At 46.2% G+C, this 13241-nt stretch carries 15 protein-coding genes; 8 read left to right on the top strand and 7 right to left on the bottom strand.

Features of this window, described 5'->3' with window-relative positions:
- Window positions 1–23 precede the first annotated feature (23 nt).
- The 4 genes from trkA to def all read right to left on the bottom strand — a co-directional run bounded on the left by trkA (window position 24) and on the right by def (window position 4380).
- Entirely contained in the window at window positions 24–1400 is a 1377-nt protein-coding gene (gene trkA, locus F0229_RS13975) for a Trk system potassium transporter TrkA (RefSeq protein ID WP_004735766.1), read from the bottom strand.
- A 109-nt stretch (window positions 1401–1509) separates the two neighbouring features.
- Window positions 1510–2790 (bottom strand): 16S rRNA (cytosine(967)-C(5))-methyltransferase RsmB, encoded by a 1281-nt coding sequence (gene rsmB, locus F0229_RS13970; RefSeq protein WP_017058774.1) that lies wholly within the window; start codon window positions 2788–2790, stop codon window positions 1510–1512.
- Between the two features lie 92 nt (window positions 2791–2882).
- Window positions 2883–3830, bottom strand: a complete 948-nt coding sequence (gene fmt / locus F0229_RS13965; protein WP_171733073.1) for a methionyl-tRNA formyltransferase — start codon at window positions 3828–3830, stop codon at window positions 2883–2885.
- Window positions 3831–3867: 37 nt separating this feature from the next.
- Entirely contained in the window at window positions 3868–4380 is a 513-nt protein-coding gene (gene def, locus F0229_RS13960; protein ID WP_017058772.1) for a peptide deformylase, read from the bottom strand.
- Between the two features lie 140 nt (window positions 4381–4520).
- On the opposite strand from def, the gene F0229_RS13955 reads away from it, so the two are divergent.
- The 4 genes from F0229_RS13955 to F0229_RS13940 are packed head-to-tail and all read left to right on the top strand — an operon-like array spanning window position 4521 to window position 7782.
- Entirely contained in the window at window positions 4521–5612 is a 1092-nt protein-coding gene (locus tag F0229_RS13955; protein ID WP_171733072.1) for a LysM peptidoglycan-binding domain-containing protein, read from the top strand.
- Window positions 5609–6721, top strand: coding sequence for a DNA-processing protein DprA (gene dprA, locus F0229_RS13950; RefSeq protein ID WP_171733071.1), 1113 nt, complete (start codon window positions 5609–5611; stop codon window positions 6719–6721). Before F0229_RS13955 ends, dprA begins: the two co-directional genes overlap by 4 nt.
- 2 nt (window positions 6722–6723) lie before the next feature.
- Complete coding sequence (locus F0229_RS13945; RefSeq protein ID WP_029235095.1) at window positions 6724–7200, top strand: DUF494 family protein; 477 nt, start codon at window positions 6724–6726, stop codon at window positions 7198–7200.
- A gap of 12 nt (window positions 7201–7212) precedes the next feature.
- Entirely contained in the window at window positions 7213–7782 is a 570-nt protein-coding gene (locus tag F0229_RS13940; RefSeq protein ID WP_004735775.1) for a type I DNA topoisomerase, read from the top strand.
- 88 nt (window positions 7783–7870) lie between these two features.
- Here the strand turns inward: F0229_RS13940 and F0229_RS13935 are convergent, their stop codons facing one another.
- Both F0229_RS13935 and purE read right to left on the bottom strand, forming a co-directional pair.
- On the bottom strand, window positions 7871–9001 hold the full coding sequence (locus F0229_RS13935) for a 5-(carboxyamino)imidazole ribonucleotide synthase (protein WP_017058768.1): 1131 nt from the start codon (window positions 8999–9001) through the stop codon (window positions 7871–7873).
- Window positions 9002–9006: 5 nt separating this feature from the next.
- Window positions 9007–9492: a 5-(carboxyamino)imidazole ribonucleotide mutase gene (purE, locus tag F0229_RS13930; protein ID WP_004735777.1), complete on the bottom strand. Its 486-nt coding sequence runs from the start codon at window positions 9490–9492 to the stop codon at window positions 9007–9009.
- 195 nt (window positions 9493–9687) lie between these two features.
- Here purE and F0229_RS13925 point away from each other — a divergent pair, with 195 nt between their 5' ends.
- The 4 genes from F0229_RS13925 to F0229_RS13910 all read left to right on the top strand — a co-directional run bounded on the left by F0229_RS13925 (window position 9688) and on the right by F0229_RS13910 (window position 12378).
- Window positions 9688–10245 (top strand): L-threonylcarbamoyladenylate synthase, encoded by a 558-nt coding sequence (locus F0229_RS13925; protein ID WP_065584144.1) that lies wholly within the window; start codon window positions 9688–9690, stop codon window positions 10243–10245.
- Between the two features lie 19 nt (window positions 10246–10264).
- Entirely contained in the window at window positions 10265–11182 is a 918-nt protein-coding gene (gene hemF, locus F0229_RS13920) for an oxygen-dependent coproporphyrinogen oxidase (RefSeq protein ID WP_017069580.1), read from the top strand.
- A 77-nt stretch (window positions 11183–11259) separates the two neighbouring features.
- A complete protein-coding gene (gene aroE, locus F0229_RS13915; RefSeq protein ID WP_108083469.1) occupies window positions 11260–12090 on the top strand; it encodes a shikimate dehydrogenase in 831 nt (276 codons plus the stop codon).
- 18 nt (window positions 12091–12108) lie between these two features.
- A complete protein-coding gene (locus F0229_RS13910) occupies window positions 12109–12378 on the top strand; it encodes a DUF1488 domain-containing protein (RefSeq protein WP_048662686.1) in 270 nt (89 codons plus the stop codon).
- On the opposite strand, the gene F0229_RS13905 is transcribed toward F0229_RS13910, so the two are convergent.
- A complete protein-coding gene (locus F0229_RS13905; RefSeq protein WP_108083468.1) occupies window positions 12375–12920 on the bottom strand; it encodes a gamma carbonic anhydrase family protein in 546 nt (181 codons plus the stop codon). The genes F0229_RS13910 and F0229_RS13905 overlap by 4 nt on opposite strands.
- Window positions 12921–13241 lie beyond the last annotated feature (321 nt).

The raw sequence follows: 13241 nt of genomic DNA, 5'->3' as shown, positions 1-13241 counted from the left end.
AGAAGATACTTACGAGAACAAGGCTATAAGAAGAACGGGCTCGGTTGGAATAGAGACTCAACATCAGGTACGTATTTCTTGTCCACTAGGAACATCACTACGTGGTCATCTTGTTCGATTACGGTTCTATCGTGCGCGATAAGTACTTCTTCTCCGCGAACAATCGCACCAATAGTGGTGCCCGGTGGTAGCTTGATGTCGCCAATCGCTCGGCCAACCACTTTCGATGTGGTTTCGTCACCGTGAGCAATGGCTTCGATCGCCTCTGCAGCGCCGCGACGTAGAGATGATACGTTAACAATATCAGCACGACGAACGTGAGTAAGCAGCGCAGAAATGGTCGCTTGCTGTGGAGAGATAGCAATATCAATCACGCCACCCTGAACAAGGTCTACGTAAGCACCACGCTGAATCAGTACCATTACCTTCTTGGCACCCATTCGCTTCGCCAGCATTGCTGACATGATGTTGGTTTCATCTTCATTGGTTAGGGCAATGAACACGTCCACTTGATCTATGTTCTCTTCGGTTAGCAGCTCTTGGTCTGCCGCATCGCCACAGAAGACGATGGTGTTTTCTAATTCTTCAGACAGCTTTTCGGCACGAGTGTAGCTGCGCTCGATAAGCTTGATGCTGTAGCTCTGCTCAAGGCGTTTTGCCAAGCTTGCACCAATGTTACCGCCACCGACAATCATGATGCGGCGGTACGGTTTCTCTAGGCGTTGTAGCTCACTCATTACTGAGCGGATATGGTTACTCGCTGCCACAAAGAAAACCTCATCATCGGCTTCAATGATGGTGGTGCCTTGTGGGCGAATAGGGCGACCTTGACGGAAAATAGCGGCAACACGGGTATCAATGTGCGGCATGTGCTCACGCAAAGCAGACAGTGCGTTACCCACCAGTGGACCACCGTAGTAGGCTTTTACTGCTACTAGGCTAACTTTCTGTTCAGCAAAGCTCACAACCTGCAGTGCGCCTGGGTATTGAATCAGGCGCTCGATGTAGCTGGTCACTAGTTCTTCGGGTGCGATCAGGTGATCGACTGGGATGGCACCTGATTTGAATAGCGCTTCTTTCTCTTCTAGGTATTGAGGAGAACGAATACGAGCAATTCGGTTCGGCGTATTGAAAAGAGAGAAAGCAACCTGACACGCAGCCATGTTGGTTTCATCCATGTTAGTTACGGCAACTAACATGTCGGCATCTTGCGCACCCGCTTCACGTAGTGTGTTTGGGTGGCTGGCATAACCGTTTACAACCCTAAGGTCGTACTTATCCTGAAGTTCACGAAGTCGGTCAGCATTACGGTCGACAATGGTGATGTCGTTGTTTTCACCAACCAGGTTTTCAGCAAGGGTACCGCCAACTTGTCCAGCACCTAGGATAATGATCTTCATAGCCTTTCTCTTTTCTTTACCGTGGTAATTCTAGTTATCTAACTTTGTTTTGATAATGCACTAGAAAGAAACAGCGGCTAAGAAATAAATTCTTAGCCGCTGTTAGTTGTTATGCCTGTTTTACTAGAACTGCGTAGTAGAAGCCATCCATATCTTCTTCTCCAGGTAGTATTTGACGACCCGGATTTTCGATATCAGACCCAACCAGCGTTGCGTTTTCAGTACGTGCTAGGAATGCTTTCACTTGCAGCACGTTTTCTTGCGGCGTGATAGAACATGTCGCATAAACCATGGTGCCGCCTTCTTTCAGCTGACGCCACATTGCATCCATAATTTCGCTTTGCAGTTCAGCCAGCGCATCAATGTCAGATGCACGACGTAGCCACTTGATGTCAGGGTGACGGCGAATTACGCCAGTCGCTGAACAAGGTGCATCAAGTAGGATACGGTCGAACTTATCGCCCATCCACCACTCTTCAGGGTAGCGAGCATCACCACAAATTACGTCGGCACGCAGTTGTAGGCGCTCAAGGTTATCGTAAACACGGTCTAGACGTTTGATGTCGCAGTCAATCGCAACCACTTCAGTATCTTGAGTGTGCTCAAGAATGTGTGCCGTTTTACCACCTGGTGCAGCACAACAATCTAAGATCAGCTCACCATCTTTTGGTGTTAGGTAATCAACCGAAAGCTGAGCGGCAGCATCTTGCACTGATACCCAACCTCTGTCGAAGCCAGGAAGCAAAGTAACATCACAAGGTGCAGCTAATTTTATGGCATCAGCTGCTTCTGGGTGCAATGTGTATTCAATGTTTTCGTTTTTAAGCAGTTCTACATACTCGTCACGAGTGTGGTGTTGGCGGTTAACGCGCAGCCACATTGGTGCCTTGCTGTTGTTTGCTTCAACCAGTTGCTCCCATTGATCTGGGTAGCTCTCTTGAAGCATTTTTAGAATCCAGCTTGGGTGGCCGTATTTGCCTGCATTGTGGCTAACGGCTTTCTCGTCTAGTTCTTCTTGGTCACGTAGGTAGCTACGTAACACAGCGTTGATCAAACCACTCAGGCTTGGACCGCGCAGTGTCTTAGTACCCTCAACCGTTTCAGCAACCGCGGCATGCGAAGGGATACGCATGAAGCTTAGTTGGTAAATGCCCACCAAGATTAGGTGGTGGAATACACGCTTTTTACCTTTAAGCGGGTTTTCCATCAGTTCGTTAGCGATTGACTCTAAACGAGGCAGATAACGAAGTGCGCCGTAGCAAATCTCTTGCAGTAGAGCATGGTCTCGCGGACGGATCGTTTTTTGAGCCGCAGGGAGAGCGTGTGAAAGAGAGTGGCCTTTATCGACAACTTGGAATAGGACATTTGCAGCAGCAGCGCGAACATTCATGAGGGGTACCGAATATTTATTTGAATACATGAGGACATCTCTGCCCTCGTAAAGGTTTTCTAAGCTGTGTAATTAACAGCTTTAAAAGCGGATTAAGAAAGTTGAGTACCAACTTCAAACCAGCTTGCACGTGAGTTCAAGATATCCTGAACTGACATGGCTTTCTTACCTGGAACTTGTAGCTGTTCAAGAACAAGTACGCCTTGTCCTGTCGCTACGTAGATACCAGTTTTATCCGCTTGCAGAATTGTACCTGAAGGCTTATCAGAAGTTTGCTCTGCCACACGGCTTTGCCATACTTTGATGCTGTTCTCAGCAGCTTCAAAGTGGCTCATTGGCCATGGGTTGAAGGCACGAACGCAGCGTTCAATATGCGCAGCTTCATCACTCCAGTTGATACGCGCTTCTTCTTTGCTTAGCTTCTTGGCGTAGTTAGCCAGTTCGTCGTCTTGCTTTTCAGCTACCGCTTTACCAGAAGCGATGTCAGATAAACACTCAACAAGCGCATCAGGGCCAAGGCCCGCTAACTTCTCGTATATTGATGCGCTAGTATCTGTCGCTTCGATAGGCAGCGTTGCGATGCTTAGCATGTCGCCAGTATCTAGGCCGATATCCATCTGCATGATCGTCACGCCTGTCTCTTTATCACCTGCCCAAATAGAGCGTTGAATCGGAGCAGCGCCACGCCAGCGCGGGAGGATAGAACCATGCACGTTGATACAACCTAAGCGAGGTGTATCTAAAACCACTTGTGGAAGCAATAAGCCGTAAGCGACAACCACCATGATGTCAGCATTCAAATCGGCTAGCTCTTGCTTAGCTTCATCTGACTTGAAGTTTTCTGGTTGGTAAACCGGAATGTTGTTCTCAAGTGCGATGTTTTTTACTGGGCTCGCAGTGAGTTTTTTACCGCGGCCTGCTGGGCGATCTGGCTGTGTGTAAACAGCAACAACTTCATGCTCCGAAGACAACAACGCCGCCAAGTGACGGGCGGCGAAATCCGGAGTACCTGCAAAGACAATTCTTAAAGACTGACTCAAGGTAGGCTTCCTTCTAATTTAGTAATAGCAGCGGTTATTAACCTTGTTTCTCGTTGAAACGTTTAATCTTCGCTAGCTTATCTTGGATACGTTTACGCTTTAGTGGCGATAGGTAATCAACAAACAACTTGCCTTCTAGGTGGTCAAGTTCGTGCTGAACACAGATAGCCAGAAGGTCGTCAGCGTCGAATGTGAATTCGTTGCCGTCACGGTCTAGTGCTTTAACCGTTACTTCTGCAGCGCGAGGTACTAGAGCTCGAGCGCCTGGTACAGATAGGCAGCCTTCTTCGATTCCATCTTCGCCGCGCTTCTCAGTAATTTCAGGGTTGATAAGCACCATTGGCTCATCACGTGTTTCTGAAATATCGATAACAACGATGCGTTGGTGGAAATCTACTTGCGTTGCCGCAAGGCCGATACCTTCTTCGTCGTACATGGTTTCAATCATGTCATCAACGAACTTTTGAATCTCTGGGGTAACTTCTTTTACCGGTTTCGCCACGGTACGTAGACGATCATCTGGTAATGTTAATACTTGTAATACAGACATATACACTCGAAATATTGAACTGTGCCGAAACAGCTTAAACCTTGTTGGCTCAATTCTAGACATTTTAGAGGTCAAATGACAGCATCCTGAAGGTAATTCTCCAATCAGATGTCATATATTCAGACCAAGGAACCTAGGTCATGCGTCATTTATTGCCTGCTTTATCTCTTATTTGTGCCTCGATTTCGTTCGCCGCTACGGCTGAAAATAGTGAGCAACCTTTAACCATTAAACAGGGCGCACCTGAGGCGTATGTGGTGGTTAAGGGCGATACTTTGTGGGATATCTCTGCGATGTATCTCGATAGTCCATGGTTGTGGCCAAGGTTATGGCAGGTCAATCCAGAGATAGAAAACCCTCATCTCATTTATCCCGGAGATAAACTGTCTTTGGTTTGGATTAATGGCGAGCCTGTATTGAGCCTCAAGCCTGTTATCAAGCTTAGCCCTAAGATTCGTGTCTCTGAGAAGAAAGCAGTACCTACCGTCAATGAAGGGCTGGTTTTGCCATATTTACAGTCTGATCGCTTGGTAGAGCAGCAAGATATCGAATCGGCGCAACGAGTATTAGGTACCAGCGATGGCAAACGCTTCTTATCGGGTGTAGAACGGTTATTTATCTCAGGTAACCAACAGCATCAAAAGTGGGGTATCTACCGCGCAGTTGAAACCTACCAACGGCAGCAACCCCAAGCAAGTATGACCTCTTTGCGTTTGGTCGCCACGGCGCGCTTAAAAGAAGTGGATGCTGAGTTCAGCAGCTTGCATATAGACACTCAGCTGCAAGAGGTATTGCTGAACGACCTTGTGCTACCAGAACTTGGTGTTGATCAGGTGAAGCTCTCAACCACGTTTTATCCTGCGCCTAGTGCTGCGGGTCAGTTTGCTAATATCTTGGGTTCGTTAGATGGCAGCCAATACAGCGCAAAGAATCAGGTTGTGGTTATTAACAAAGGCTCGCAAGACAATCTTCGCCAAGGCTCTATGTTTACCCTCAGCGAAAGCGGCGCGGTGGTGTTTGGTAAGCAAGGCGAATACAGCTACAAAGAGTCTGCGGCGAGCGATAAGGTGCAATTGCCAAGTACCTCACTCGGTAGCTTGATGGTTATTCGTCCTTATGAGTATTTTAGCTTGGCGTTGATCACTCAAAGCTCTAAGCCGGTTAGCAATGACATCCTGGCGGTATCGCCTTTAGATCTTGCGTTGACGGAAGAGGTTAAGGGCACCGAGTGAATGAGCAACAACTGAGTGCTTGGTTAACTCTAAGTTTTGTTCCGCAATTGGGTGGCAAGCGCCTTGCTCGTTTGCTGAGTATTGATTCTCCTTCTAATATTGTTGGTTATTCAAGTCAGCAGCTGCAAGCGATTGGCTTGTCTGCCAAGCAAATTGCCTATCTAAGAGAGCAAGCCCCAAGAGAAGTGGATGCTTGCTTATCATGGCAAGCAAAACAGCCTAACCATCACATTATTACCCCTAATTGCCCACATTATCCCAAACTGCTTAATGAGATTGCCTCTGCGCCCAGTGTTCTTTTCGTTAAAGGTCACGTTGAAAAACTGATCGAGCCTCAAATCGCGATGGTCGGCAGCCGCAATGCCAGTATTGAAGGACTGCAGACCGCCAAGTCCTTCGCCAAAGAGTTTGTCCAAAACGGTTTAATTGTCACCAGTGGCTTAGCTTTAGGTATCGATGGCTATGCTCATGATGGTGCTCTAGATAAAAGAGGGGAAACTTTTGCAGTGTTGGGGTCTGGCTTGGACTCCATTTATCCTGCCCGCCACCGAAATCTAGCTGAGAGGATCTGTGAGAACGGAGCGCTGATTTCAGAGTTTCGACCGAGTGCTAAACCAAGACCTGAACATTTCCCCCGTCGTAACCGTATTATAAGTGGCTTGTCGTTAGGAACCTTGGTGGTGGAAGCGGCTGAGAAGAGTGGCTCTTTAATTACCGCTCGCTATGCCATGGAGCAAGGTCGAGAAGTGTTTGCGCTGCCCGGTTCTATTCATAGCCCAACCAGTCGCGGAGGTAACAGTCTCATCAAAGCTGGAGCATGTTTAGTGCAAAATGCTCAAGATGTTCTGATTGAAATAAAGAGTCTGTTAAACTGGTCTATAGATCAGCAGCCGAGCTTATTCGAACCTACGCCGAATGAGGGTGAAAATGAACAATTGCCATTTCCACAGCTGTTAGCTAACGTAGGATTAGAGGCGACACCCGTTGATATTTTGGCACAGAGAACCCATATACCTGTGCATGAAGTCATGATGCAGCTTTTAGAGCTTGAGCTCTCAGGGCATGTTGTTGCAGTTTCCGGTGGCTATATTCGAAAGGGGAGAGGCTAGCTATGATGATGGACATACTGATGTACTTGTTTGAAACCTACATCCATAGCGATTCTGAATTGCAGGTGGATCAAGATGAGCTGGAAGATGAGCTTCTTCGAGCAGGGTTTCACCAAGATGATATTTATAAGGCCCTCCATTGGTTAGAAGACCTTGCTGCACTGCAAGATACCGATAACCAAGCGGCGATTACTATGTGCTCTAATACCTCGATGCGTGTTTACACAAGTAAAGAGATATCACGTATTAATATGGAGTGTCGTGGTTTCTTGTTGTTCCTTGAGCAGATCAACGTCCTCACGACAGAGATTCGTGAAATGGTGATTGATCGTGTGATGGGGCTTGAGACAAACGAATTTGAATTGGATGATCTGAAATGGATTATCTTAATGGTGCTATTTAATGTGCCGGGTAATGAAAGTGCTTACACGCAAATGGAAGAGCTGTTGTACACCAAAGAGCAAGGTATCTTGCATTAATACAGGCTTGTCATGAGTAGTAAGATTGATAATCAGCTTTTTTCAGCACATGAACATGCATTAGAGCATGAACCATGTCCACAGTGCGGTGGAGAGCTTCAGCTTCGCCATGGTAAGCACGGCCCATTTTTAGGCTGTAAGCAGTATCCGAGCTGTGATTACATCAAGCCTCTTCATCAAAATGATGGTCATGTGGTGAAAGAGCTGGGCGTGCCGTGTCCTAAATGCCAAAACGAATTGGTATTAAGGCAAGGTCGCTTTGGGATGTTCATTGGTTGTAGTAGTTACCCAACGTGTAATCACATCGAATCTTTGGATCAACCGAAAGAACAACCTGAAGAACAGCCACTTGTTGCCTGCCCTGAGTGTGGTCGAGGTCACTTGGTTGAGCGTAAATCTCGCTATGGCAAAACCTTCTATGCGTGTGATAACTACCCTAAGTGTAAGTTTGCCGTTAATCAGCCACCAGTTATAGGACGCTGTGAAGAGTGCCAGTTCCCACTGTTACTGGAGAAGAAAACGGCCAGTGGTACCAAGAAGCAATGCGCAGATCGCAAGTGTCACCACATTCAATCTCAATAACTCGATATTATAGACACAAAAAAACGGCGCTCACTGAGCGCCGTTTTTGTATCCAATAAACTTTTTATATCAATAAGCCAATGTAGGCTTACTTCATCTGCTCAGCAAACTCATGCACAGCAGGGTAGGCTTGTTTATCAAGAATCTCAGCCAATGAGCACAACGCTCTTTGTAATTCTGCGTTGTAGTCAGCGCTCACGTTAATGTGGCCCATCTTACGACCTGCACGCTTCTCTTTGCCATACCAATGAACATGACAACCACCTTGAGCCAGAATCGCTTCAGGTAGGGTATCTTCACCAAGAATGTTGATCATTGCGGTTGGACGAATCAGTTTAGTGCTGCCTAGTGGCATGCCACATACGGCACGTAGGTGGTTTTCAAACTGACAAGTCTCTGCGCCTTGTTGCGTCCAGTGACCAGAGTTATGAACTCGTGGTGCAATCTCATTAACTAGCAGTGAACCTTGAACATCAAAGAACTCAAGTGCAAGCACGCCAACGTAGTCCAAACGTTCTGCAACTGCGGTGAACATGGTTTTCGCTTGCTCTTGCAGTTCAATGTCATCAATCGCTGTCGATAAGCTTAACACGCCGTCGGTGTGAACATTTTCAGCCAGTGGGTACACTTGAATCTCGCCATTAGCGCCACGAGCACCAACCAGTGATACTTCGCGATCAAACGGAACGAACTCTTCAGCCACAATGGCTTGGTTGTCTGTTGCGGCGATGCACTCGGCCATTTCTGTCCAAGTTGCGTCAACATTGTCTAATGTTTTTAAGCGCCATTGGCCCTTGCCGTCGTAGCCGCCAAGTGTGCTCTTCAATACCATTGGTAAGCCAACGTGAGCGATCGCAGCGTCAAAGTCTTCGCGAGAGTTAATCACGTAGTATTTGGCATTTTTCACATTTGCTTCGTCTAACAGGGCTTTTTCAAGACGACGGTCACCGCCGGCTTTAATTGCTTCTGTTGTCGGTAAGAACTTACCGCTGCGTTCACACACCTCAAGTACATCGTGAGGAATATGTTCGAATTCAGCAGTAATGACGTCCGCACGCTCTATCGCATTTTCTAAGCCGTTACCTAGAATCGCTTGCGTTAATGGGTGAACAATATTTTTGCTGCCAACATCAAAAGCAGAAATTTCAATATTCAGCGGCGCCCCAGCTAGGGACATCATGCGAGCAAGTTGGCCCGCGCCTAACACAAGAACATGCATGGAAATTAGTCCTCTGCAGGGTTTGGATTAGCCAAAACCGTTTCTGTTTGCTCAGAACGGAATGCTTCTACTTTTGCCATTACTTCTTCATTGTGTGTACCAATGATTTGAGCGGCTAGGATACCTGCATTGGCAGCGCCAGCTTCACCGATAGCCAAAGTACCTACCGCGATACCTTTTGGCATCTGCACGATAGAAAGCAGAGAGTCCATGCCTTTCAGTGCTTTAGACTGAACTGGAACACCCAGAACTGGTACGCTTGTGAAAGCAGCAGCCATGCCCGGAAGGTGCGCTGCACCGCCAGCACCAGCAATAATTACTTTAATACCGCGCTCTTTCGCACTGGTTGCGTAGTCTGCAAGCAACTGAGGTGTGCGGTGAGCAGAAACCACTTTTGTTTCGTACGCCACGCCAAACTGATCCAACATTTCTGCAGCTAGCTTCATTGTTGGCCAATCAGATTTAGAACCCATGATAATACCGACAGTCATCTCAAACTCCTTCAGGTACGATTTAATTAGTGATTAGATATTTTGCGCGCATTATACGGGTAAAATTGCCTAAGGAAAACGTTTGCGTCAGTCTGGGTTGTTAATTGATACATTTTATAAACAAATAGCTTTAGTCACAGTGAATGATAATTTGTACACTTAGTGAGTTAGATAACTGAATTAATGAGGCAACCCGTGGATAACTTTCAACATACTTTGCAGGCATTACAACAAGGTGAAGTCATTGCTTACCCGACTGAAGGCGTTTTTGGGGTCGGTTGTGATCCCGATAATCCACAAGCCATCAAGAAATTACTCGACTTAAAACAACGACCGATCGAGAAAGGGTTGATCTTAATTGCTGCAAGTTACGAGCAACTGTTACCTTACATTGATGAAAGCCAGTTGACGGAAGAACAGTTGGTAACAGTGAAAGCGACATGGCCAGGTCCGGTCACTTGGATTATGCCAACCAGCAGCAAAGTTACTGACTGGGTAAGTGGTCAATTTGATTCCATCGCGGTACGAGTGACTGATCACCCTTTGGTTCAAAGAATGTGTAATGAGTTTGGTAAGCCGTTAACCTCTACCAGTGCTAACCTGACCGGCGAGCCGCCTTGTATGACGACTGAAGAAGTTAAGCAGCAACTTGGCCAACATTTGGTGGCTATTTTAGAAGGTCAAACGGGTGGTCGTGAGAAGCCAAGCGAAATTAGAGATGCAAAAACGTCGAAAATATTAAGACAGGGCTAAACCCTGCAAAGGAAGTAAGATGTCAGCAATTGATAAAGAAGCAGTAAAGCAGTTTTTACTGAGCCTACAAGATTCGATTTGCCAGCAGCTTGAGCAAGCTGATGGTGTAGCGTTGTTTGAAGAAGATGCATGGGAGCGAGAACCTGGCGATCGTCTAGGTGGCGGTGGTCGTACTCGCGTGATGACCAATGGTGCTTTATTTGAACAGGGTGGAGTTAACTTCTCTCACGTCGCTGGTAAAGCAATGCCTGCCTCTGCAACCGCTCACCGTCCTGAGTTAGCCGGACGTAAGTTTGAGGCGATGGGGGTTTCATTAGTTATCCACCCTAAAAACCCATATATCCCAACCTCACACGCGAACGTTCGATTCTTCATTGCGGAAAAAGAAGGGGAAGACCCGATTTGGTGGTTTGGTGGTGGTTTTGACTTAACGCCATTTTATCCTGTCGATGAAGATTGCCAATCTTGGCATCAAACTGCTAAAGATCTTTGTGCGCCGTTTGGTGATGATGTTTATCAAGAACACAAAGAGTGGTGTGATAAGTACTTCTATCTTCCTCACCGAGACGAAACACGTGGTGTTGGTGGTCTGTTCTTTGATGACTTAAATGAGTGGGGTTTCGATAAGAGCTTTGCTTATATGCAGGCTGTCGGTGAAGGTTTTGCTGCGGCGTACTTACCTATTGTCGAGCGTCGCAAAGATACACCTTATGGCGAACGTGAGCGTGACTTCCAACTATACCGTCGTGGCCGCTATGTTGAATTCAACCTAGTTTACGACCGTGGTACCTTATTTGGCCTGCAAAGCGGTGGGCGCACAGAGTCTATATTGATGTCGATGCCGCCGTTGGCTCGTTGGGAATATCGCTATGAACCGCAAGCGGGCTCACCAGAAGCTCTGCTTTATAGCGACTACCTAAAGCCTCGAGTTTGGTAGTTCTTCCTTCCTTATAGGGATAGTGATAGGGTCATCTATATAGATGACCCTTTTTATTATTTCTGTTAGGTAAGGATATGACACAGCAAGTAGATCGTTATGCCGTTTTCGGTAACCCTATTGGGCAAAGCAAATCGCCATTCATTCACACATTATTTGCTCGCCAAACCAGCCAACAACTTACCTATACAGCACTGCAGCCAGAGCATGGTGAATTTATCACTGCTGCCAAATCCTTTTTCAGCGAAGGTGGTCGAGGGTGCAATGTCACAGCGCCTTTTAAAGAAGATGCCTATCAGTTTGCCAATCGCCTAACTGAGAGAGCTGAGCTAGCCGGTGCCGTAAATACCCTTAAGAAGTTAGATGACGGAGAGATCATTGGTGATAACACCGATGGTGAGGGTTTAGTTCAAGACCTGCTTCAACATCAAGTGACGCTAAAGGGAGCACGTGTTCTTCTTCTTGGTGCTGGTGGTGCTGCGAGAGGAGTGATTCAACCTCTTCTCGACCAAAAGCCACAACAGTTGGTGATCGCTAACCGAACCAGTTCAAAAGCAGAACTATTGGCTGAGATGTTTTCGTCGCATGGAAATATCAAAGGTATGGGCCTAAGTGATGTTAATGATGGCTTTGATGTCATTATTAACTCGACCTCATCAGGTCTAAGCGGTCAGCTCCCTGAAGTTTCCGATGTAATCTTTAATACAAACAGCGCCGTTTATGACATGGTCTACGGATCTGGAACGACAGTATTTAATCAGTGGGCGTTAGATAACGGTGTTCATGCTGCTTATGATGGTTTGGGTATGTTAGTGGGGCAGGCAGCAGAAAGCTTTATGCTTTGGCGTGGCCTTCGTCCGGGAACAAAACAGATTTTAAGAGAATTACGTAAAAACCTAGAGATGTAATGAGGTATTTATAAAAAAATGAATCAATCAATTCTATTTCCAGATATCCAAGATTGGAATGAAGAGAATCAAACAATCACCTTCCCTGCACAACAGTCGGGCGCATTGATTGAATGTGTCATGTCTATTGAAGAATTATCACGATTGGCAGGTAGAGATATAGAAGAAGGCGATCAAGCTTTAGTTATCTTTTCTGAGTTACGTTTCGATATTGAAGAGCTAGCGGAAGAGTTAATAGAAGAAGAGGAGTATGACTCCTCTAATCGGATTCAGATCAAAGCGCTTTAGACTGGAAGTACAGAGTCTAGATAGTCGTTTTTATTCTGAACATAGTTGTCAGCGGACTTCTGTAAAAAGGCACGCTCTTTATCATTTAATGGGCGTGCTTGTTTTACTGGGCTTCCTACATATAGGTAACCGCTTTCAAGTACCTTATTAGGCGGCACTAAGCTACCAGCACCAATCATGACTTCTTGTTTGATGATCACGCCATCCAACACGATAGCTCCCATGCCAACAAGTACACGATCTTCAATTGTGCAGCCATGCAGCATTACTTTATGTCCGATAGTGACATCATTACCTATTAATAGAGGATAACCCTCAGGGTTTTCTGCATTCTTATGGGTGACGTGCAAAACGCTGCCGTCTTGGATATTCGTTCTATCTCCAATATGAATGTGGTTTACATCTCCTCGAGCTGCAACCAAAGGCCACACGCTAGAGTCGTTACCGATTTTGATATCACCAACCAGTATCGAACTTGTATCTATATAGACGTCTCGCCCGATCTGAGGTGATATACCTTTATAACTGCGTATTGAACTCATAAATCCTCCTTTATATAGGCACCTTAAGCCCTTAATTAAGAGGAATACTAGTGAAAATGGCGTGTTTTGAACAAAAAACGCTCGAACAATCAAAAAAGTAAGAAAAACTTCAAAAAGGGCTTGCCAGTGTGATCGAAATCTCTATAATGCGACCTCGTTGAAACGGGAAGGCTTCGTAAGAAACCAAAACGAATCAGCAGGTCAAATTAGCCAAGCTAAGCGCTTGAAAAAAGTTTTGAAAATAGTGGTTGACACTAAAACTTAAATCGCTAAAATGGCCGTCCGATTTGAGCGAAGCTCAAAAAGGAAAAGCTCTTTAAC

The sequence above is a fragment of the Vibrio sp. AIC-3 genome (genome assembly GCF_013114515.1).
GTDB lineage: Bacteria > Pseudomonadota > Gammaproteobacteria > Enterobacterales > Vibrionaceae > Vibrio > Vibrio crassostreae_C.
This window is presented reverse-complemented; position numbering and strand designations above follow the sequence as displayed.